Below are 19,939 nucleotides of genomic sequence, written 5' to 3'. Positions count from 1 at the left end.
GCCCGCGCGAGCGCCGGGGTCACGAGGCCGGCCCGCCCTCGACAGGCTCCAGGCAGCCGGGCGGCGGCGCGTCGCCGGGGCGGTGGCCCCAGATGCTGGTGCTCTGCATGTGCGTCACCACCCACTGCTCCTCGTCGTCGACCGTCTCCGCGCCCCAGCCGTACTCGATCTCGAACCCACTCGGTGAGCGCAGGTAGAAGCTGAACATGCGGTCGTTGGTGTGCCGGCCCAGTGTCATTGCCAGCGGGATTCCCCGGTCGGCGCACATGTCGTGCGCCATGCCGACGTCGTCCACGCTGTCGACTTGCAACATCAGGTGGTGCAACCCGCGCATGCCGGGGATGCCCATGATCGCCAGGCTGTGGTGGCGGGCGTTGACGTGGAAGAACACCACGCGGTTGCCATGCATGTCGATCTCGTCACTGACCCGCAGGCCCAACACCCGCCGGTAGAACTCCAACGACTCCGCCAGGTCGGGCACCACCAGCACGATGTGCCCCAGGCCCTGGCCGCCGGTGACGAAGCCGGACATCGCGCGGCCCGGACGGAAGGAGCCCGGCACCACCAGCTGACCGTAGAACAGCTCATGTTGGAAACCGGCCGGGTCGGTGAAGCCGACGAGCTCGCGGACCCGCGCCGCGCGGCACTCCTGCGCACTGCCGCGCCGGACCGCCACCCCCTCCCGCTCCAGCTGCGCCACCGCCTCGGCCAGGTCCTCCTCGTTGGGCACCTCCCAACCGACGCACGCCAACCGGTTCCGTTCGCCGGCGCTGACCGTCAACCGGCCCGGCCGGTCGTCGTTGGTCAGGCACACCGTGTCCGGCCGGTCCAACGTGTCGTCCGACAGCGCCAGCCCGAGCAACTCCGGACCGAACGACGCCCACTCCTTGGCCTCGGGGGACTCCACCCGCAGGTAGCCCAGCGACATGATCTTCATTGGTTGTCTCCTCGTGAGGCGCGTCAGCTACCGAACAGGTCCTGCATGAGCGCGGCGTCGGCCTTGCGGCCCCGCACGCCGAGGCCGCCGTCGCAGTTGTGCACCGAGCCGGTGGTGGTGGCGGAGTTCTCCCGGGAGGCGAGCAGCACGTAGGTACCGGCGTAGTCGGCCGCGCTGATCGGCCGCTCCAGCGGCGCCATCCGGGTCATCAGCTGGTCCACCGGCATGCTGCCGAAGGCGGTGTCGGCGAGCCCGAGCGCAGCCGGTCCGCGCAGGTCGGTGGGCATCCCGCCGGGTGCCACGCCGTTGACCCGGATCTCCGGGGCCAGCTCGTAGGCGAGCTGCTTCACCAGCCCCGTCACCGCGTGCTTGGAGGCGGTGTAGAGCGGCCCGCCGCCGCCCGGGTAGAACCCGGCGTTCGACCCGGTGAAGATCATCGAGCCGTTGGTCCGGCGCAACTGTTCGATCGACGCTTTCGCCCCGAGCAGGTAGCCCAGCACGTTGAGCTCGAAGAGCTGACTGAACGCCCCGGGCAGTGCCTCCGCCGGCAGCGCCTCCAGCGAGGTGCCGAAGTCCCACAGCCCGGCGTTGCCGACGAAGGTGTCCAACCGGCCGAACGCGGCCACCGTCTCGGCCACCGCCCTACGGTTGTCCGCCCAGCTGGTCGCGCTGCCCTCGGTCACCACCCCCGAGTCGCCGAGGACGGCGGCGAGCTGCTTCGCCTTGTCCGAGTTCAGCTCTAGCACACCGACGCGCGCACCCTCCGCGACGAATCGCTCGACCAGCGCACGCCCGAGCCCCGACCCGCCGCCGGTGACCAGCGCGACCTGTCCGTCCAACCACCCCATGCCGGCTCCCACTCAGAAGAAGTTGCTGAGGTTCTGCGAGAGCAGCACGGTCTGCTCCAGCAGGATCAGCCGTTTGGCGATCAGGAACGAGTCCTCGTGGCGGCGCAGTATGTCGCGGCGGGAGCCGATCCAGGTGGTCTCCTCGGACTTCAGGCGGGTGCGGTAGAGGATGAAGTTGGTCTCCGCGTCCAGCTCGTCGCCCCGGTCCTGGGTGATCCGGACGTTCGTGACGAGATGACGGGTCCGCGACGGCGGATCCTCGGCCCACGCGGTGCCCGTCGCGATCTTGGCCACCCGCCCCAGCAGGCTCTGCTTGGTCTCGTCGAAAAAGGCGATCTCGCCGGGCTGGGTGAACTCCTTGGCCAACTCCCGACGCAGCCTGGTGCGCCTGATCGGCATGAAATAGTGGGTGTCGTCGCTGAACAGCTGAACCCACTCGGCGAAACGGTGCTCGTCGAGCAGCGCCGCCTCGTCACTGTAGAAGCGCTCCACCTGGTGCTGGCGGACGACCCGGGTGAACGGATCGTTGCTCACCTTAAGGTTCTGTCGATGCTCATTGTCCTGCTCTCAGCTCGGGGGAGGTCAGATCACGTCCGGCGGCGTGGTGCGCTCGCGCAGCTCGTCCCAGTCGCAGCCAGTCAGCCACTCCACCCACGAAGCGAAGGTCCACAACTGGCCGTGCTCGTTGATCGAGCACTCGATGTAGGGCGGGTCCAGCCCGTCGCTGTCGTGCACGACCTTGCCCCGGCGCAGATTCATCTGGAGCAACTGCGGGATCTTGGCGCTGGCGGTCCCTCTGGTCTGCATCGTGCTCTGCGCCCAGTTCTCGCCGTCCTCCTGCTCCAGGAACCCGGCGGGGCCGAAGGAGTGGATGGCACCCTGGATGATCGTGGCCCGCTGCTCCGGGGTGGCCGCCTTGGGCACGAAGGTGAACCACCAGATCTCGGTCTCCATCGGCCCGCGCGGCACCCGCATCGAGATCTGGTTGAACGCCGGGGTGATCCAGCAGGTCGGGAAGAGGTTCACGTGCCCGATCGACCTGCGTGACATGGGACCCAGGTTCGCCCGCGCCTCGGGGGTGTCCCGCCAGGAGTGGTCGATCAGGCCGCCGAAGTCGCCGAACGCCTCCACTGTGGGCCCGGCGATGGCGTGTCCGAACGCATCGATGAACACCAGCTGGTCGCCGGCGTCGCCGGAGACCACGCCGCCGGGCATCTGCAGCTCGGAGCCGTCCGGGGCGGCGACGCCGGAGATCTTCATCTTGCTGCCGGTGATGTCCGGGGGCGACGGCAGCAGCCCGGTCTGGAACGCCGAGAGGTGGGTGATCTGCGGGTGGTACCAGTCGAAGAGATTGTCGACAGCAAACTTCCAGTTGCACGGGATGACGAACTTCTGGATGCCGGGCACGGCCTCCAGCTCGCCCTGGCCGGCCAGGAACTCCAGGCCGGCGCGACCGGTCCGGCCCAGGAAGTCAGCCAGCGGTGGCGCCTGCGGGTCCAGGGTCCCGAACACGAAGCCCTTGTAGACCTCCAGCTGGGCGACCTCGCGCAGTCCGTTCCTGGAGAGGTCCAGGTCGTTGTGGTAGAGCTCGTCGAGGCCGGGGACCCCGACCAGCTTGCCGGCGATGTCGTAGGTCCACCCGTGGTAGGTGCACATGAAGTTCTTGACGTTGCCCTCTTCCGCCCTGCAGACGGCGTTGCCCCGGTGTTCGCAGGTGTTGAGCAGGCCCTTGATGCCGCCGTCGCGCTGTCGCACCACCAGGACGTTGTCGCGGCCTATCGGCGCCTCGAAGAAGTCGCCCTTCTTCGGGATCTGCGACTCGTGGCAGAGGAAAAGCCAGCTGCGCCCGAAGATCTGCGTCATCTCCAGCTCGAAGATCTCCGGGTCGCTGAAGATGCTCCGGTCGATCTCGCCGCGCTCGAGAGACACGAGCTGACGTAGTTTCCCGGTCGCAATGGTCATGGTGTCCTCCGGATCCGGCCCGTGGAGCGGTTGTGCCTCGACGAGCCGGAAGAGTGGTGGGAATGCGGACCCGGTGTCGGTAGGAGCGGGTCGCCGGCGCAGCTCATCCTGAGAGCAACCACGCGGCCCGGCCCAGCGACGCGTTCCATCTCGCGGAACCGGACTGGCGGCCGCGTCAGCCACCCGGACGATTCCGCCTGCTGGAACAGGTTCGTTCCGCCGCCCCGCCCGCGTGCGTTTGTCTGCCGCCATGCAGAAGCTGGAACTGTCGCGGACGATCACCTGCAAGCCGCTCACCGAGTGGAGTTCGGTGGCCACCGAACTACTCGGTACGCAGACGCGGATCGTGCAGGGCGAGCGCTGGCAGCACCGGGTGATCGTGTGGCGAGGGCGAGCCGCTCATCCTGATCCATGGCATCGGCGGGCACGCCGAGACCTACGCGCGAAACATGCACAACCTCGCGGCACACGGCTTCCACGTCTACGCGGTCGATGCCCTCTATCACGGCTTCACCGACAAACAGCCCTACAGCGACGAGCACCGCTGGGACCTGCAGGTCGACGCGCTCGCGGACCTCCTGACCGGTCTCGGCCTGAGCTGGGCGCACATCGAGGGCGAGTCGATGGGCGCGATGATCACCTTCGAGTTCGGCATGAGGTACCCGCACATGTGCGGCAAGCTCATCCTCAACACCGGCTTCGGCCTGGTGAACCTCAAGCGGACGGACTTCCGCGAGCAACCGGGCGGCGGCGCGGCGCTGCAGGAGCTCTCCGTCAAATCGGTGGTCGAACCGACCTTCGAGACGGTGCGCAAGCGGATGGAGTGGCTGGTCGCCAGCCCGGAACGGATGACCGACGAGATGGTCGACATCCGGCTGCGGCTCTACTCGTTCCCCGACATCTACGAGTCGATGCAACGCGTCTACTGGATCGGCCGGCAGTGGCAGCTGACGCCCCGCTGGGAGGAAGAGGAGCTGCGCAAGTTCCGCCCCGAGGTCCTCGTCTTCTGGACCGAGCTCAACCCCGGCCAGGGACCGGACTACGGCGAGTATGTGGCCGGGCTCATCCCCGGCGCACAGTTCTACAACATGGCCGATGCAGCGCACTGGCCGCAGTGGGAGAAGCCCGAGGAACACGACCAGGTACTGATCGAGTTCATCAACGGCGGTGACACCGGGAGCCGGGGCCCTACGGCATGACCACGCACTTCTCGACTGCTCCCCGACGGCTGGGCACCTCCGACCTGAAGGTGTCCGCCGTCGGGCTGGGCGGCAACACCTTCGGCCCACCCCGACTCGACGAACCGGCGACCCGCCGCGTCCTGCACACGGCACTCGACCTCGGCGTCAACTTCGTCGACACCGCCAATGTGTACGGGCAGGGCCACTCGGAGCAGTTCATCGGCCGGGCGCTGGGTCGGCGCCGCGACGAGATGGTGATCGCCACCAAGTTCAACCTGCTCCACGTCGGCACCGAGTCGGTCAGTGACCGGATCCGGGCGCACGCCGAGCAGAGCCTGCGCCAGCTGGGCACCGACCGGATCGATCTGTACCAACTGCATCTGCCCGAACCGGGAGTCCCCGCCGAGGAGATCCTGACCGCGCTGGACCAACTCGTCGCGGCCGGCAAGGTGCGCGCACTGGGTGCGTGCAACTACTCGGCGTGGCGCTTGGCCGAGGCGGCACACGTGGCGAGCGAGCTCGGCACCGCCCGGTTCGTGTCCGTGCAGAACTACCATCACCTGCTCGCCCGGCAGGCCACCGCCGAGGTGCTCCCGTTCTGCGCCGAGTACGAGCTGAGCCTGCTCCCCTACCACCCACTCGCCGGCGGCTTCCTCACCGGCAAGTACCGCCTCGGCGAACCACCGCCACCGGGCAGCCGGGGCGCGGCCGGCAGCGGGATCGTCACGGTGATGGACACCGAGCGCAACCACCGCACGCTCGCGGAGCTGATCCGGTTCGCCGAGCAACGGGGCCGCACCGTCGGCGAGCTGGCGATCGCATGGCTGCTCGCCAACCCACTGGTCGGTTCGGTGATCACCGGGGTGAGCACACCGGAACAGCTGCGGTCGAACGTGGCCGCGTCCGAGTGGCAGCTGACCGGGGAGGACATCCGAGAGGTCACGGCTCTGTTGGACGAGCAGGACAGGGTGCCCGACCCCGAGCGGCCACCGTACGGCCGACCGTTGAAGCTCAGTTCCACCGCGACCGGCGGGGACACCGCCGCTGATGCCGAGAGGCGATAGGCATGGTGTGGGTACGAGCGTGCGGCGTCGGTGACATCGAGCCCGGGGAGGCCGTCGTGGTCGAGGCCGTTCCGCCGGTGGCGGTGTTCAACGTCGACGGTGAGTTCCTGGCGACCGCGGACACCTGCACCCACGCGGAGTCGTCACTCGCCGATGGTTACGTCGAGGGGGAACAGGTCGAGTGTTCGTGGCACATGGCGAGGTTCTGCCTGCGGACCGGCAAAGCACTGACCTATCCGGCAACGACCGACCTGCCGACCTACCGGACCCAGGTGCGGGACGGCGACGTCTTCGTCGATGTCCACGCAACCCAGCCGCACTAAGCTTGGCCGGCAGCGACCGACTACGTAGGGTGAGAGCCGGGGGCGATGTCGGCACCTGACAGATACGAGACCGAACAGGGCGGGGCAGTCACGCCGTTCCGACGCAGGAAGGACGCCGACCAGACCCGCCATGACATCCTGCTCGCCGCCGGCCACCGGTTCGCCCGGGCCGGATACGCGGCGGTCCGGCTCAAGGACATCGCCGACGACGTCGGTGTGACCGCTCCCCTGATCGTCCGCTACTTCGGCTCCAAGGAGTCGCTCTTCAGGGAGGTCGCAACCGACGAGGGCGGCCCGACGATCGACAAAGCCGATCTCGACGGGCCGCTGGACTCACTCGGCATAAGGTTGGCCGCGATGCTGGTCCCCTACTGGCTGGACCGCACCTTTCACTTCCCGGCGATCGCGCTCGTTCGCTCGCTGGACTTCGAGGAGGCCAAGGTCCTGTTCGCCGCCGAGTTCACCCGGCGACTCCTCGAACCGCTCGCGCAGGTCCTGCCGGGCCCGGACGCGCAGCTGCGCGCCAAACTGATCGCGGCGCAGGTCATGGGAGTAGGGCTGTTCGGGTTGGGCGTCCTGATCGAGCCGGACGTCGCGCCGCCGAGCGCCGACGAGCTCGACCGGTTGATCGCGCTGTTCGGCTCGGCCCTGCAGGCCAGCATCTCCGGCTGAGCGGCTCGGTCCCACGCTCTTGCCGTGGCGAGCCTTGACGCAACGACCGGCTCTCTCTATGGTCATGTAAATCGTCGTTTACATGATCTTGAACTGGTCGTAATGAGGCGCGCAGTGGAGAGATTGACGACCGTGGATAGCACCGTCGTGATATCCAGTACGAGCGCTAGGCAGCGCAGCTCGCCGGGTAGGGCGCTGGCTTTGCTGGACGCTTTCGCCGGTCCGAGGACAATTCTCGGAGTCAGCGAGTTGGCCGCGGTGGCGGGCATCCCCAAATCGACCGCGCACCGGCTTCTCGCGACCCTGGTGGCACATCATTACGTCAAGCGGGTGGGCGACCGGTACTGCCTGTCCGAACACACCTTCGAAATGGGAAACCTGTTGTGGGCGTGCCGCCCGGGGGGGCTACGCGAACGCGCCATCCCGTTCATGATCGAGCTCTCCCACGAGACGCATGAGACGGTCCATCTCGCCATCCTCGACAACGACTCCATCCTGTACCTGGAGAAGCTGTTCGAGCACCGCGCGACCCCGTGCCCGACCTCGGTGGGGGCCCGGCGACCCGCGCACTGCACCGCTCTCGGCAAGGCGATACTGGCGCACTCGGCGGAGGCGACCACCACGAGCCTGCTCTCCGCCGGCCTCCGCCGATTCACCGCACACACTCGAGTCACCCCTGAAGCGCTCGGCCGCGATCTGGAGCGCGCCCAGGACGAGGGGGTGGCCATGGAGTCCGAGGAGTACCGGACGGGTCTGGTGTGCGCCGCCGCACCGATCCTGGATCGTGACACCGGCACCGCGATCGGTGCCCTGTCCATCAGTGCATCGCCCGGACGGTTCAACCTGCGCCGGTTCGCATCGAGGTTGCGGCACGCATCCGAGTCACTGAACAAGATGCCCTCGCTGTCGGACCGGCGCTACCTCGGGGAGCCAGGATCCTGATGATTGCCCGCCAGGGCCCGGCTCAATCCGGCAAGGCAGAGTCAGCCCTTTGATTTCGGCCTCCCGGACGGGGATCACGGGATCCGGGCGCGTGAGACTGACCCGAGCTCGCCAAGACCAGCGTCCGCGGCTATCAGCTAGGGCACGGGGGGCCTCGGGCCGCAGGCATGGTGACCGGCCGCCAGATCTGCGGTTCGGGCTGGTTTCCGAGACAGCGGTTGGGCCGGTGGGCGCGGACCGGATCGGCCGACCCCGGTCGGCTCAATCCCCTCTGGAGGACTGGCATGGCGGAGAGATTGTTTCGGGACCGCCGCGACGCCGGGCGCACCCTGGCCGGCCTGCTCGAGCACTACCGGGCTCAGCCGGATGTGGTGGTGCTGGGTTTGCCGCGAGGCGGGGTGCCGGTTGCCTACGAGGTCACGCGGGCGTTGAGCGCCCCGCTGGACGTTTTCGTGGTCCGCAAGCTGGGCGTGCCCGGTCAGGAGGAGGTGGCCATGGGCGCGATCGCCAGCGGCGGTGTGGTCGTGATCAATGACGATGTCGTGCGCGGTCTGGGCATTGCCTCGGAGGTCCTTCAGCGGGTGGCCGAGCAGGAGGGCCGGGAGCTGCTGCGGCGGCAGCAGGCCTACCGGGACGGGCGGCCGATGCCCGAGCTGGCGGACAGGACGGTCATCCTGGTCGATGACGGGCTGGCGACGGGCTCGAGCATGCAAGCGGCGATCATCGCGCTACGCGAGCACAAACCGCGTCGGATTGTCGTTGCGGTGCCGGCGGCACCGAAGTCGACCTGCGAGGAACTGTCGGCGATCGTCGATGAGGTCATCTGCGCGACGACGCCAGCGCCGTTCCTCGCTGTCGGCGCCTGGTACTGGGACTTCAGCCAGGTCACCGACGAGGAGGTCCGCGACCTGCTGCGCGCGGCGGCGACCTCGGTACCGGCGCAGGCCGAGGAGCGGACCCTCAGCGACACCGACGTGATCCGATCCACCGCAATCGCGACCGACGAGGGTGTGCCGTCCGACGATGTGCTGTTCGACCTGGTCGGGGACGCCCATTTTGTGCTGCTTGGGGAGGCCTCGCACGGCACCGGTGACTTCTACGCCGCCCGCGCGCAGATGACCCGGCGGCTGATCGAGGAGAAGGGGTTCTGCGCGGTGGCGGTCGAGGCGGACTGGCCGGACGCCTACCGGGTCAACCGCTACGTCCGCGGCCGCGGCGACGATGCCGACGCCGAGGAGGCGCTGCGCGGCTTCCAGCGCTTCCCCGCCTGGATGTGGCGCAACGCCGCGGTGCTCGACTTCGTCGGCTGGCTGCGCGAGCGCAACGACCGGGTCGGCGACGAGCGGCGCAAGGCCGGTTTTTACGGCCTGGACCTCTACAGCCTCTACCGTTCCATCGACGAGGTCATCACCTATCTCGATCGGGTGGATCCGGCGGCGGCCCAGCGGGCCCGGGAGCGCTACGCCTGCTTCGACCATTACGGCACCGACGACGGTCAGACCTACGGCTTGGCCGCCGCCATGGGCGCCGGCGAGACGTGTGAGAAGGAGGTGATCGAGCAGCTGACCGACCTGCAGCGCCACGCGGTGCAGTACGCGCGGCGCGACGGATTGCTGGGCGAGGACGAGGCCTTCCACGCCGAACAGAACGCCCTGGCCGTCCGCGACGCCGCCGAGTACTACCGATCGATGTTCAGCGGCCGCTCTCAGTCGTGGAACCTGCGAGACCGGCACATGGTACAGACCCTCGACGCCGTCCAGAGCCACCTGACCAGGCAACTTGGTGACCCTGCGAAGATCGTGGTGTGGGAGCACAACTCCCACCTCGGCGACGCCAGGGCAACCGAGATGTCGGCCCGGGGGGAGCTGAACGTGGGGCAGCTCGTGCGTGAACGCCACCCCGGTGACTGCCGCGATCTTGGTTTCACCACCTACACCGGGACCGTCACCGCTGCCGATGACTGGGGTGGGCAGGCGCAGCGCAAATGGGTGCGCCCGGCGTTGCCGGGCAGCGTCGAAGAGCTGTTCCACCAGGTCGGCCACAAGGAGTTCATGCTCTCCTTCGCAAGGGCCACGCGTGCGACCGAGCTGCTTCGCGCGGCCCGCCTGGAACGCGCGATCGGCGTCATCTACCGGCCCGAGACTGAACGGGAGAGCCACTACTTCCGGGCACGGGTAGCCGAACAGTTCGACGCCGTGATCCACATCGATGACACCCGGGCCGTCCAGCCGCTGGAGCGGTCCGCCCTCTGGGACACCGGTGAGGTCCCCGAGACCTATCCGTTCGCGGTCTGACCGATCCGAAAACAGCCAGAGCAGCGCCCCGCCGCGGGAGGAGCAGGTCGACTTGACGACCGCGGCGCCGCGGTTCGACATCGACCTGCTCGCGGCGCGAGTCACCGCGTTGACCGACTGGATCGCCCAGAGCGAGCCCACCGCCGGCCTAGGCATCGGGGCGGCGAGACAAGGCTGGAGATCATTCCGGGCGCGTCGCACCTGTTCGAAGAGCCCGGGACGTTGGAACAGGTGGCTCGCTTAGCGCGGAACTGGTTCCTCGACCACCTCCGCGCGACCCCATCCCGATAGCAACCATGACTGACGGTCCGTCGGCTAGAGGTATTCGGAGTCGTACCGGTCGCCTGCCTGGACGGCAGCGAATGGGGTGAAGCGGAATCGCACCATGGTGGTCGCGGTATCTGATTCGGCGGTGCGATCAGGGCTGGACGCTTCGGGGCTGGTGCTGGTGGTGATGATTCCGGCGGTGATGGTGGCCTCGAGTTGAGCAAGTAGCCGGGCCAACTGTTGGGGTGCGTCGGTAGGTTCGTCGGCGGTTTGGGTCAGGGTGCGGTGCAAGGGGCTCACCGTCCAGCTGCCTGCCTGGCCGCTGCCCGTGGTGGACGAGAGCACCACGTCGAGTAGCCAGCGTGGAGGCTTTCCGGCCAGGGCCGGGGTGCGGTGGGTGTGGATGCCGGCGATAAGGTCGGCGCGGATCAGCCCGTCGGCCAGGGTCTGCACCCACACACTGGTCAGATTCACGTGTACTCCCAGCGAACGGCGCGGGCAGTGGTCTAACGTCTCACCGCCTACGACCGGAGATGGCCGCAGAGCCAGGCGATGTTCTTCCGTTTGCGCAGCCGGTTCCAGGCTCGGGGAAGGGACTGCTCGATCTGGGTGGCGCGAGTGGCTTCTGTTGCGTGCAGGATGCCGTAGGTGAAGCCGTTGCCGCCGTCCAGTTGCGCTTGGATGGCGAGCTCGCGCAGTACCGGTCGGACCACCACCGTGTCCTGGTGCTCGCCGAGCAGGACCTGTACCGCTTTCAGCTGTTCGCGTAGCCGACTGGCCGGTTTGCCCAAGGCAGGCTCAACGGCCTCGATGGCGTACCGGAGCCGCTTGGCGGCTTTGCGTGTGTCATGCAGGGCGATGTCGCGAGCCTGCCCGGGTGGCAGGGTGTACGCCCGCGCCATGAGTGAGCTCACCCGGCGGTAGACCCGGCGGATGCTCCTGGGGAGCTCAACTTTCGGCGGACGCCGGGCACGTTCGGCCAGCGGCGGATCGGCGAGAAGTACGTCGATCGCGTCGTGCAGGGCCAGGTAGCGGCTGCTGTCCAGAGCGCCAAGTGCTTGTTGGCGCGCAGCGGCCTGTCTGCGCGCGAACGTCCGGTCGATCTCGGCGTGGACCGGCCCCAGCTTCAGCTCGTCGGGGAGCTGGCTGAGCGTTGCCGTTATCCGCTGGGCCGCCACCTCGGAATCACGGGCTCCGGCCAACTCACCCGCGATCCACTTCAGCTCACCGGTCAGGGACCGGGTTCGGTCGCGCTCGACGACTCGTCCGAAGGCCTGCAGCGCGCTACGCATACGTCGGGCCGTGACACGCATCTGGTGCACCGCATCCGGTGCGTCCCGCCTGACCAGCGGGTCGTAGCGGCGCAGCGACTCAGCCTGGGTTCGCAGGTAGCCGAGCACGACATCTCCGGCCGACCCCGGTCGTGCCCGGTCGTGCCCGGTCCCCTGGGGCGGTGGGAGCCGATCGGCGAGCAGGCGACTGAGTTTCGACGTCGAGGGCGAGCGTCGCACTCCGAGGCCGAGCAGCCAGTTCTCGATGCGATCCAGCAGCCCGGCGTCACCGTAGTCGGCGAGCTCTACCTCGATCTCCCGCCAGGACTCCGTCCTGGTCTGCTCACCCATCGTGCGTCCGACGACGTAGTCATCGACCAGTTCGACGAGTTCGTCGCCGTTCGCGCCGGTCAGCCGCCAGCTTCGTCGGTGGGTGGTCAGCTCGGCCACCGGCGCCAACTCCGCGCCGCGGGTGTATACCCGGGTCAGCTCGACCAGCGCCTCGGGTGGCCGGTGGCCACCACCCAACGGCAGCCGCAGCTCGTCACGGTTGTCCCCGCCGGCGGGGAGCTTCACATGCCATCCCGCGTCGGACCCGCCCTCACGCCGCCGGAGCGTGATCCCCGCTCGCAGCAGCCGCAGGTCGGAGGTGTCGAAATAGACCGCGATGAGCACCAGCTCCTCGACCCGACCGGCGACTCCCAGCGACTCGGCTGGATTCGGCAGCTCCAGTTCGCCCGGTGCCTCGTACTTGCGCTCGGTCTCTCGCACTGCCGGCACGACCGTCGTCGTCACTCCTCACCGCTCCTCCGCCGACAACCTGACGTCAGCTCATACAGCATGATCACAATGTGGCGCGGTTCGGCTGCGCCGGTCACGACTTCCCACAATCGTCTGCTGTCCCGATCGTCGCCGGTCCGGCCGGCGTGCGCTTCGTCCTCGCCGCGTCAAGTCCCGCACCCGGGCTGGACTCTGCAGGTGGAGGGCAACCGGCCGGCGCGCGGGTTTCGGGCTGGTGTGTACTGGGCCGCTGTAGTGATCAACGAGCCGGTCCGCCGCTGGCGGATCACCGGCACCGACCTGCTCCCCCGGTTCAGCCGCGTCGCCGGACGCTGCGGGAGTTGCGTGCGCTGCGGCCGGCTCTGGTCGCCGTCGAGGGCGGCGGCCAGGTACACGTACTGAACTACCTGCCCGACCGTTCGACGACAACACATCCACCAGCCCGCCGCGGCCAGGTCCAGGGCCAGCAGCTCTTCCTCACCGCCGAGCCACACCTTTCGGGTACGGGCGAGTACCACGGTGGGTTCACCGAGCGCGGCGGGATCACGGGGCGGTACGTGACCTACCACCTCGACCCTGGTCCTCGACCTCTCCGGCGTAACCTTCCTGTCCGCCGCCGGGCTGAGGGTCCTGGACCGCGCCCAGCAGCGAGCCCACGCGGACCGGACGAGCCTCCGGATCGTGTCCGCATCGAGGTGCGTCAGTCGGGTCCTGCGCGTCACCGAGCTCGACCGCGAGCTCGCCTGCTATCCGACGTTGCGGGCCGCGCTGCCCACCCGGCCCGAGCCGGTTCTGGCCAGGTGATCCTCGGCGCTGTACACCCAGCAGACCCTGGGCCGCCGGCCGTGCCGTCAGCGGTGTTCGGGATCCTCGCCCACGGCCGCCACGGCCACCTCTAACGGGGTCGGGCGCCGGCTCGGGCCCGTGTGCGCCTCGGCGCGCAGCCGGCTGGCCCTCGGCGAACGAGCTGCCCTTGACCGCGTCCCGCGCCGAGGGGCGGGTAGTGACAGGGCGGGCCTCTGAGTTTCCGCCCCGCTCGGGCCGCTCCGACCGGAGAGCGCCGAGCGGGGCGACCGGTCCCCGAAGGGCCGTCCGGGAACGGACCGGTCCATGCGCTTCACTCCCTGCGCGCGCAACCGTTCACCGTCCGGGATGACCGTCTGCCGAAATTCATGGACGCCCGGCGTTCCACATTTCCGACAGCGACGACACTGGTCAGACCGATAGCCTGGACCCCGCGATCGGAGTGAGAATGCGCGCCGGTGTGATGACGGAGAGCCCACAACCAGAGCACCGAGCGACCTTTGGCGGGCAGGCAATGCTTCCCCATGACCATCTCTGCGCACTCTATCGTGGGGTGTCCGAGCGATATCGTCTGATGCTCGATTTCATTTCGGCCGGGCTCGACGAGAGCGAGCAATGCCTGTGCATCGGATCCGTCCGCGACATCTCGCAACTGACGTCGGTGTTGTCTCGACAGCAGTTCGACGGCGCCCTCCTCCAGGTGGTCGAGCCCGAGGACGCATGTCCACCGAACGGTGCCTTCGAACCCGAGACCGTCACCGACGCCATGCACAGGTGGTCGGCCACGGCGTTCGACGAGAACGGATGCGACTCTGCTCGCGCGATCGCCGACATGACCTGGACGGCGCCCGACGCGTCCACAACGTTGATCGATTGTCTGGCACGCTTCGAGGTAGGCGTCACCGAATTGGCCCTGCGCCGACCCCAGATCTGTGTCTCGATGTACGACCTGAACACCTTCGGAGGTGCCATGGTCCCCGCCATGGTGACCTCGCACGTCAAGGTCTGGATCTGTGGCGCAATCGTCGAGAACCCCTACGCGACGCCGATGCTCGCCTAGCGGGGGATGACCGGTCCCCGCCTGCTGGACAACCTGCTGTTCGCCGGCGGCGCCGAACGCCCCGACATCAAACGACCGCGCTTGATCACCGCGTTCAGGTCCGGGCGGCTCGCTCAACAACTAGTCGGCCCGGCAGCGATCCTGCGCAGCCGGTAGCGCAGCGTGCTTCGGTGGATCAGTAGCGCGTGCGCGGTCGCGTCATAGTTGCCCGCGCACTCGTAGTATCGCCAGAGAGTGTGCAACGGGTCGCAAAGCCTGGGGCGAGAGCCCGACCTCCGCGGCGGCGTGGTGATCGACAAGACTGGCCGTCCTCATCGGTAATGCCCTTGAGTGAAGTGGTCCGATAGTGCAGCCCAACGAAGGGCCCGTCACGGCCGGTGTCAGCGTCCGCGCCCGAGCGACGCCGTTCGCCGCACGAAGCCGAAATTGCGGGCCGGGTGGGAGTTCTATGTGGTCCAGCGCACGCCGTCGGCTATCGACATCCGCGCAAATCAGCCGACCAACGTCGTGAAGCTCGTGACGGACTCCTCTGAGCGAGCCGTGCGCAATGAGGCCGCCGCCAAGGCGGAAGACGTTGCAGCAGCGACGAACCTGATTGATCATTAGCGAGTGGCTCCGGAGTCAGCCGGAGAACGTTGTGCCGGCGGCTCGGAGCTCCCGGGCGCCCGCCCCCGCACCAGAGATAGAATCACGGAGGGTGCGCGCCCGGGCCGATAACTAGAGCGAACACTGTCCGCGGCCAGTTCCCGCACCACCGGGTAGATCATTTTGGGAGGACGTTCTCCCGGGCGAAGCACGCGGCGGCACGTTGAGGATCTCGTTCTCGGTCTCCAGCCGGCGTATCTCTCGCCGCAGCTCAACCAGCTCCTTGTGCTCGTCGCTGGTCAACCCCGGCTTGCTGCCGGTATCGATGTCGGCCCGCGACATCCAGTTACGCAGACACGACTCACTGATCCCCAAGCTCTCGGCGACCTCACGGATCGAACCGGTCCGAACCCGGGCCAGCTCGACCGCGCGCTGCCGGAACTCGGCGGAAGAGCTACAGGCACAACGACATCCTTCCCAGGCGGTCATTCCGCCTCAAGGTCGGTGATGTTCCCCCGGTTTCACGGACACACGGGTGAGGAGTCTGGGGCGCGGTGGTGGTGGGTGTTTTCGAACTGTAGGGGTGCCATCCAGCCGAGGGCAGAGTGGCGTTGGCGACGGTTGTGGAAGCCCTCGATGTACTCGAAGATCGCGTTCGCGAATTCGATCCGGGTTTTCCAGCGCTGTCGATTGAGCAGTTCGGTCTGCATGCGGCCCCAGAAGGATTCGATGACGGCGTTGTCGTAGGGATCGCCGACGCAGGCCAAGATCAGCCACGAGTACGACAGCCGCCGAGCCGACCACACAAGCGGGCACCGGTCGACGCCACCAGGCGCGGGATGAGCGGATCAGCAGCAGTCCCATGGCCAGCACCCCGGTCAACGATCTGACGCCGGGCAATACGCCGGAGAGCATCGATGCATCCAGCATGTACGCCGAACCGGCTCCTCCCCGCCGTGCGGACCAGCCCTCAATTCACGTCTGAGGACCCGGGCCACGGTCTAACGAACGAAGACCACCCGACCAGGGCGGCCCATCACGCGGCGGTGAGGCTACCGCGGGATGCCCAACGCCACGTTCGTTCATGAGCCAATCCTCAGGGGCGCGTAACCGGCCTGCGTCAACGAGTCAGCGATCTCTTGGTGGCCGGCTTGGTTGGGATGGTCCCCGTCGTCGGCCAGCAACGGGGTGTCGTCGTCGTCGCCGGCCTCACCCTTGAACGGGGTGTATAGGTCGACGTACTGGGCCCCCAGTTCCTGGGCCACCTCCTGGATCACACCGTTGACGTGCTGAGTGAGCGTCGAGCTGCTGCGTTGAAAGCTAGGCCCATAGGTTCGGGCGGCCACAGTCCCGTCGAGGAACACATTCCAGTAGCCGGTGACCCGCACAGCGGTCAGCTGGCCAGCGCGCAGCTGCTGGATGCGGTGCAAGATCGCGGTGAGGTTGTCGCGCAGTCCGGTGAGCGCGGACCCGAAGCACGATAGGCCGTCCGCACCGCCACAATCGCCGCGCAGGGCGGTGTCGAGCATCGGAAAGAAGTCGTTCGCGCCGATCGTCACGATGATGATGTCCGAGTCACGGACGTGTTGCGAGTTGGGGCCCCTGTCCGACAGCGATGTGAGAAGGTCACTGCTCGTCCAGCCGCCGACGCCGAGGTTCGTCACCGTCGCCTGTAACGAGGTTGTTCGGGTGATCTGTTGCGCGTACAGGTCGACAAATGGAACGCAGCCGGGGCAGCCTTGCCCGGAGGTGATCGAGTCTCCCAGCCCGACGACGTTCCAAGCCCTGTGGCCGGCTCCCGACGGTGCTGGTGCTGCGCCGAGCCCGGGCGTGTGAGGAGTGGGCACTATCCGAAGACCGAGGAGGATCACGGCGGCGCCCACCAGTGCGGCGACGAGAACAACGGGCAGCCATCCTCTTGTGCGCGCCACCGACGTCCTCCCGACGAGTCAGGCCAGCCCCCACCGTCGGGGCGATGGTAGCCGCGGCAGTGCCCTCGGACTGGGCCGCCTTGCCGCCGCTCCCGACGGAGTTGGGCGCTCAGGTCGGTCGCGCGACAGTCTCTCATCATTCCCATTGCGACCCCGGCCCGCTCGGGGGGACCCTCTCCCCTACAGTCTGTGCGCGTGCGCAGACCAGGCGACAGCGCGCGAGCGGGGCGGGAGGTTGGCTGCAGAGCGTGATGAGTACCCCGACAACGACGTCACCCACCACCAAGGTCCCAGACCACCCCCGTCCGAACGTCCGGTGGCCGAAGTCTTGGCTGCGCTGGACGGTCGCGGCCGCCCTAAGCGCTCCGCTGGCCGTCGCCATGGTGGTGACATTGTGGAGCATCGCGCTGGTCAGCGGCAGCCTCGCCCACGGTCCTTCACCCGAACTACTCGTCGTGGTCGGTGCGGGCCTTGGCCCTGTTCGGCTGGGGCATTGGTGGTTCCCGTTGAGCTCGATGTTGTGGTGCTGCGGGCTGCCCTCTTATCTGGCTACGACATTCCTGATAATCGCTGTGGTTCCCGCGGTGGAACGCAGAGTAGGCAACCTACGGGCGTTGGCACTGTTGGTTGCCGTACAGATAATCGGTGTCATAGCGGGGCTGGGGTTGACCGCATTGATCGCCGTAGAAGGTGGCAGCTGGGGTCGCCAGGTTGTTGGGACGGTCGCGGTCGGCCCAGCGGGCGCGGTCTTCGGCCTGGCGCTCGCGGCCAGTGCCGCATTCTCCACCTTGTGGAAGCGTCGGCTGCGGGTAGTGCTGCTCGTAGGACTGGCGATGCTCGCGCTGTACTCGGGACTGCTCAGCGATCTGTTGCGGCTGGGCGCCGGCGTGGTTGGCCTGGGTGCCGGAGCGTGGGTATGGCGAGGCCACCGCGAAGCTCGCCAGCACTACACCAAGCCCGAGGCTCGGGTGCTGGTGGCATTGATCGTGGCCGCCTCTGCTATCGGCCCGTTGATCGCAGCCTTCGCCCACACGCGGGTGGGGCCGCTGTCATTGTTGCGTTTCGTCTTCGCCTCACCCCCACCCGACCCTGGCACCGTGGCGCAGATCTGTGCGGATGCGTTGATGGCCCGCGATTGCGCTCATCTGCAGGCACTCTTGCGGCTCAACGGCGTCGGCCCCGCGTTCATGTCCGCGATGCCGGTGCTGTTGTTGCTCGCCGCGGCGCAGGGACTGCGCCTTGGTCGGCGGGCCGCCTGGTACGCCGCGGTCGGGTTGAACCTGGCTCTGACCGCGCTGGGCGTGGTGCTGGCGGTCGCCACGGCCACCAGCCCGCGACGTGAACGGTTGATGATCGGCCCCGGCCATCACCTAAACACCTGGGTGTTGTTCGTGCTCCCCCTGCTACAGCCAGTACTGATCGTGGTGTTGCTGCTCCTGGCGCGTGGCCAGTTCAGGGTCCGGGCCCCCTCCGGGACCTACCGGGCATGGGCCCGCCGCGTCGTCTACACCCTGCTCGCGGTCTCCACGCTCTACGTGGCCGGAAGTCTGTTGTTGAGCGATGACTATCAACCGGTCCCCCACCTGACTGACGTGCTGACCGACCTCCCCACCCGCTTCCTCCCGCCGGGCTACCTCGGCGCCAACGATCCGATCTTCCTGCCCATACATCCGGTGACCACACTGCTCTACGAGTGGACCGGGGTGGCGTTCTGGGCCGTGCTCGCGGCCGGCGCATTGAGCACCTTCGCCCGAACACCGCCGCTGGTACCGGAGTCTGAAACCCAGGTGCGCCAACTACTCTCCGCCGGCGGGTCGTCACTGTCCTACCCGGTGACATGGTCGGGGAACTCCTATTGGTTCACCGACGATCGGACCGCCGCGATCGCCTACCGGGTCATCGGCGGTGTCGCCATCACCACCGGTGACCCGATCGGCGACCACGATTCCCACAAGCGGGCGGTGCACGGATTCATCAGCTACTGCCAGGATCACAGTTGGACGCCATGCCTGTACGCCGTGGGCGGCGACGTCGCCGCCCACGCGACAGCACTCGGTTGGCGAACGGTTCAAGTAGCTGAAGAAGCCGTCCTCACCCTGGGCGACCTGGCGTTCACCGGCAAACGATGGCAGAACGTCCGAACGGCGTTCAACAACGCCCGGAAGCTTGGTATTGACGCCGAATGGTGCCGGTTCTCCGAAGCCCCCGCTGTGATCACCGATCAAGTCCGGGTCATCTCCCAGGAGTGGATGGCGAGCAAAGGCGTACCCGAAATGGAGTTCACACTCGGTCGCGTCGCCGAGCTCGCCGACAACGAGGTCAAGCTCCTCATCGCCGTGGATCACGACCGAACCGTGCACGCGGTCACCAGTTGGCTACCGGTACGACGACACGGCGAACTCATTGGTTACACCCTGGACTTCATGCGCCGCCGCCCCGAGGCATTCAACGGGATCATGGAGTTCCTCATCGCCTCAGCGGCCCGGGACTGCCAAACAGACGGCATGAAAGTCCTGAGCTTGTCCGGTGCCCCCCTTGCCCGGTTCGACCGCGGCGAACCACCCGCCCGACTACAACGAGTACTCGATCTACTCGCGGCCGTGCTCGAGCCCATCTACGGCTTCAAATCTCTCCTTGCCTTCAAGGCCAGATTCAACCCCACCTACGAACCGCTGTTCCTGGCCTACCGCGACCCCGTTGCGCTCCCCAAGATCGGCCGTGCCATCACCCGCGCCTATCTCCCGCACCTCACCCTCATGCAGGCCGTAGAACTCACACCACAGCTCATCAGCAGTTACCTGTCCAAACGCAGAGCCGCAACAGCCAGCGCGAGAGCGGCAAGCAACCGTGACCGTGGGGAGCACGGCGTCCATCCTGATCCCCTGGCAACGGTTGAGAACGACTTGCAAACTCAAGGGCCGTCGGCCCCGAGCGCGCGGACCACGAGGTGAGCCACCCGGGATCCACGACTCACGCACCCAAACAACTCCCGAGATGAAGAGGCCACGACGATGACCC

Annotated in this window: 21 protein-coding genes and 1 pseudogene; 12 read left to right on the top strand and 10 right to left on the bottom strand. The window is 67.7% G+C overall.

Going from position 1 to position 19,939, the window contains the following annotated elements:
- Nucleotides 1-19: 19 nt before the first annotated feature.
- Genes ACTXG6_RS16240 through ACTXG6_RS16225 form a run of 4 tightly spaced genes read right to left on the bottom strand, consistent with a single transcriptional unit; the run spans nt 20 to nt 3,747 of the window.
- Complete coding sequence (locus ACTXG6_RS16240; protein WP_445188635.1) at nt 20-937, bottom strand: VOC family protein; 918 nt, start codon at nt 935-937, stop codon at nt 20-22.
- 23 nt (nt 938-960) lie between these two features.
- Nucleotides 961-1,785 (bottom strand): 3-(cis-5,6-dihydroxycyclohexa-1,3-dien-1-yl)propanoate dehydrogenase, encoded by an 825-nt coding sequence (gene hcaB / locus ACTXG6_RS16235; RefSeq protein WP_445188634.1) that lies wholly within the window; start codon nt 1,783-1,785, stop codon nt 961-963.
- A gap of 12 nt (nt 1,786-1,797) precedes the next feature.
- The gene (locus ACTXG6_RS16230; RefSeq protein WP_445188633.1) at nt 1,798-2,319 is read right to left on the bottom strand and encodes a 3-phenylpropionate/cinnamic acid dioxygenase subunit beta; all 522 of its coding nucleotides are present in this window, start codon (nt 2,317-2,319) and stop codon (nt 1,798-1,800) included.
- A 48-nt stretch (nt 2,320-2,367) separates the two neighbouring features.
- Entirely contained in the window at nt 2,368-3,747 is a 1,380-nt protein-coding gene (locus ACTXG6_RS16225; RefSeq protein WP_445188632.1) for an aromatic ring-hydroxylating oxygenase subunit alpha, read from the bottom strand.
- A 401-nt stretch (nt 3,748-4,148) separates the two neighbouring features.
- On the opposite strand from ACTXG6_RS16225, the gene ACTXG6_RS16220 reads away from it, so the two are divergent.
- The 6 genes from ACTXG6_RS16220 (at nt 4,149) to ACTXG6_RS16195 (ending at nt 10,223) form a co-directional block, all read left to right on the top strand.
- Nucleotides 4,149-4,946, top strand: a complete 798-nt coding sequence (locus ACTXG6_RS16220) for an alpha/beta fold hydrolase (protein ID WP_445190023.1) — start codon at nt 4,149-4,151, stop codon at nt 4,944-4,946.
- The gene (locus ACTXG6_RS16215; protein WP_445188631.1) at nt 4,943-5,992 is read left to right on the top strand and encodes an aldo/keto reductase; all 1,050 of its coding nucleotides are present in this window, start codon (nt 4,943-4,945) and stop codon (nt 5,990-5,992) included. The genes ACTXG6_RS16220 and ACTXG6_RS16215 overlap by 4 nt, the downstream gene beginning before the upstream one ends.
- A 2-nt stretch (nt 5,993-5,994) precedes the next feature.
- Nucleotides 5,995-6,315 (top strand): bifunctional 3-phenylpropionate/cinnamic acid dioxygenase ferredoxin subunit, encoded by a 321-nt coding sequence (locus ACTXG6_RS16210; RefSeq protein ID WP_445188630.1) that lies wholly within the window; start codon nt 5,995-5,997, stop codon nt 6,313-6,315.
- 45 nt (nt 6,316-6,360) lie between these two features.
- Nucleotides 6,361-6,987: a TetR/AcrR family transcriptional regulator gene (locus tag ACTXG6_RS16205; RefSeq protein WP_445188629.1), complete on the top strand. Its 627-nt coding sequence runs from the start codon at nt 6,361-6,363 to the stop codon at nt 6,985-6,987.
- Nucleotides 6,988-7,188: 201 nt separating this feature from the next.
- Complete coding sequence (locus ACTXG6_RS16200) at nt 7,189-7,929, top strand: IclR family transcriptional regulator (protein ID WP_445188628.1); 741 nt, start codon at nt 7,189-7,191, stop codon at nt 7,927-7,929.
- A gap of 284 nt (nt 7,930-8,213) precedes the next feature.
- Nucleotides 8,214-10,223 carry an erythromycin esterase family protein gene (locus ACTXG6_RS16195; protein ID WP_445188627.1) on the top strand — a complete coding sequence of 670 codons (2,010 nt, stop codon included), beginning with the start codon at nt 8,214-8,216 and terminating at the stop codon, nt 10,221-10,223.
- 315 nt (nt 10,224-10,538) lie between these two features.
- Here ACTXG6_RS16195 and ACTXG6_RS16190 read toward each other — a convergent pair whose 3' ends face one another.
- Together ACTXG6_RS16190 and ACTXG6_RS16185 are read right to left on the bottom strand one after the other, a co-directional pair.
- The gene (locus tag ACTXG6_RS16190) at nt 10,539-10,943 is read right to left on the bottom strand and encodes a hypothetical protein (RefSeq protein WP_445188626.1); all 405 of its coding nucleotides are present in this window, start codon (nt 10,941-10,943) and stop codon (nt 10,539-10,541) included.
- 68 nt (nt 10,944-11,011) lie between these two features.
- Complete coding sequence (locus ACTXG6_RS16185) at nt 11,012-12,556, bottom strand: CYTH and CHAD domain-containing protein (protein WP_445188625.1); 1,545 nt, start codon at nt 12,554-12,556, stop codon at nt 11,012-11,014.
- A gap of 561 nt (nt 12,557-13,117) precedes the next feature.
- Between ACTXG6_RS16185 and ACTXG6_RS16180 the strand changes: the two genes are divergently transcribed.
- From ACTXG6_RS16180 to ACTXG6_RS16170, 3 genes are all read left to right on the top strand, one after another.
- Entirely contained in the window at nt 13,118-13,345 is a 228-nt protein-coding gene (locus ACTXG6_RS16180) for an STAS domain-containing protein (protein WP_445190022.1), read from the top strand.
- Between the two features lie 448 nt (nt 13,346-13,793).
- Nucleotides 13,794-14,405, top strand: a complete 612-nt coding sequence (locus tag ACTXG6_RS16175) for an MEDS domain-containing protein (protein ID WP_445188624.1) — start codon at nt 13,794-13,796, stop codon at nt 14,403-14,405.
- 6 nt (nt 14,406-14,411) lie between these two features.
- The gene (locus ACTXG6_RS16170) at nt 14,412-14,561 is read left to right on the top strand and encodes a hypothetical protein (RefSeq protein WP_445190356.1); all 150 of its coding nucleotides are present in this window, start codon (nt 14,412-14,414) and stop codon (nt 14,559-14,561) included.
- Here the strand turns inward: ACTXG6_RS16170 and ACTXG6_RS16165 are convergent.
- Complete coding sequence (locus ACTXG6_RS16165) at nt 14,519-14,647, bottom strand: helix-turn-helix domain-containing protein (protein WP_445188623.1); 129 nt, start codon at nt 14,645-14,647, stop codon at nt 14,519-14,521. The two genes, ACTXG6_RS16170 and ACTXG6_RS16165, sit on opposite strands and share 43 nt — an antisense overlap.
- Nucleotides 14,648-14,855: 208 nt before the next feature.
- On the opposite strand from ACTXG6_RS16165, the gene ACTXG6_RS16160 reads away from it, so the two are divergent.
- Complete coding sequence (locus tag ACTXG6_RS16160; RefSeq protein WP_445188622.1) at nt 14,856-15,011, top strand: hypothetical protein; 156 nt, start codon at nt 14,856-14,858, stop codon at nt 15,009-15,011.
- Nucleotides 15,012-15,122: 111 nt separating this feature from the next.
- On the opposite strand, the gene ACTXG6_RS16155 is transcribed toward ACTXG6_RS16160, so the two are convergent.
- Both ACTXG6_RS16155 and ACTXG6_RS16150 read right to left on the bottom strand, forming a co-directional pair.
- The gene (locus ACTXG6_RS16155) at nt 15,123-15,479 is read right to left on the bottom strand and encodes a transposase (RefSeq protein WP_445188621.1); all 357 of its coding nucleotides are present in this window, start codon (nt 15,477-15,479) and stop codon (nt 15,123-15,125) included.
- Between the two features lie 32 nt (nt 15,480-15,511).
- Nucleotides 15,512-15,748: pseudogene (locus ACTXG6_RS16150) on the bottom strand (IS3 family transposase); the annotation flags it as partial.
- 104 nt (nt 15,749-15,852) lie between these two features.
- On the opposite strand from ACTXG6_RS16150, the gene ACTXG6_RS16145 reads away from it, so the two are divergent.
- The gene (locus tag ACTXG6_RS16145) at nt 15,853-15,975 is read left to right on the top strand and encodes a hypothetical protein (protein ID WP_445188620.1); all 123 of its coding nucleotides are present in this window, start codon (nt 15,853-15,855) and stop codon (nt 15,973-15,975) included.
- Nucleotides 15,976-16,072: 97 nt separating this feature from the next.
- Here the strand turns inward: ACTXG6_RS16145 and ACTXG6_RS16140 are convergent, their stop codons facing one another.
- Entirely contained in the window at nt 16,073-16,921 is an 849-nt protein-coding gene (locus tag ACTXG6_RS16140) for an SGNH/GDSL hydrolase family protein (RefSeq protein ID WP_445188619.1), read from the bottom strand.
- Between the two features lie 251 nt (nt 16,922-17,172).
- Here ACTXG6_RS16140 and ACTXG6_RS16135 point away from each other — a divergent pair, with 251 nt between their 5' ends.
- On the top strand, nt 17,173-19,872 hold the full coding sequence (locus tag ACTXG6_RS16135; RefSeq protein WP_445188618.1) for a bifunctional lysylphosphatidylglycerol flippase/synthetase MprF: 2,700 nt from the start codon (nt 17,173-17,175) through the stop codon (nt 19,870-19,872).
- Nucleotides 19,873-19,939 lie beyond the last annotated feature (67 nt).

It is taken from the genome of Pseudonocardia sp. Cha107L01 (assembly GCF_052566575.1).
This window is presented reverse-complemented; position numbering and strand designations above follow the sequence as displayed.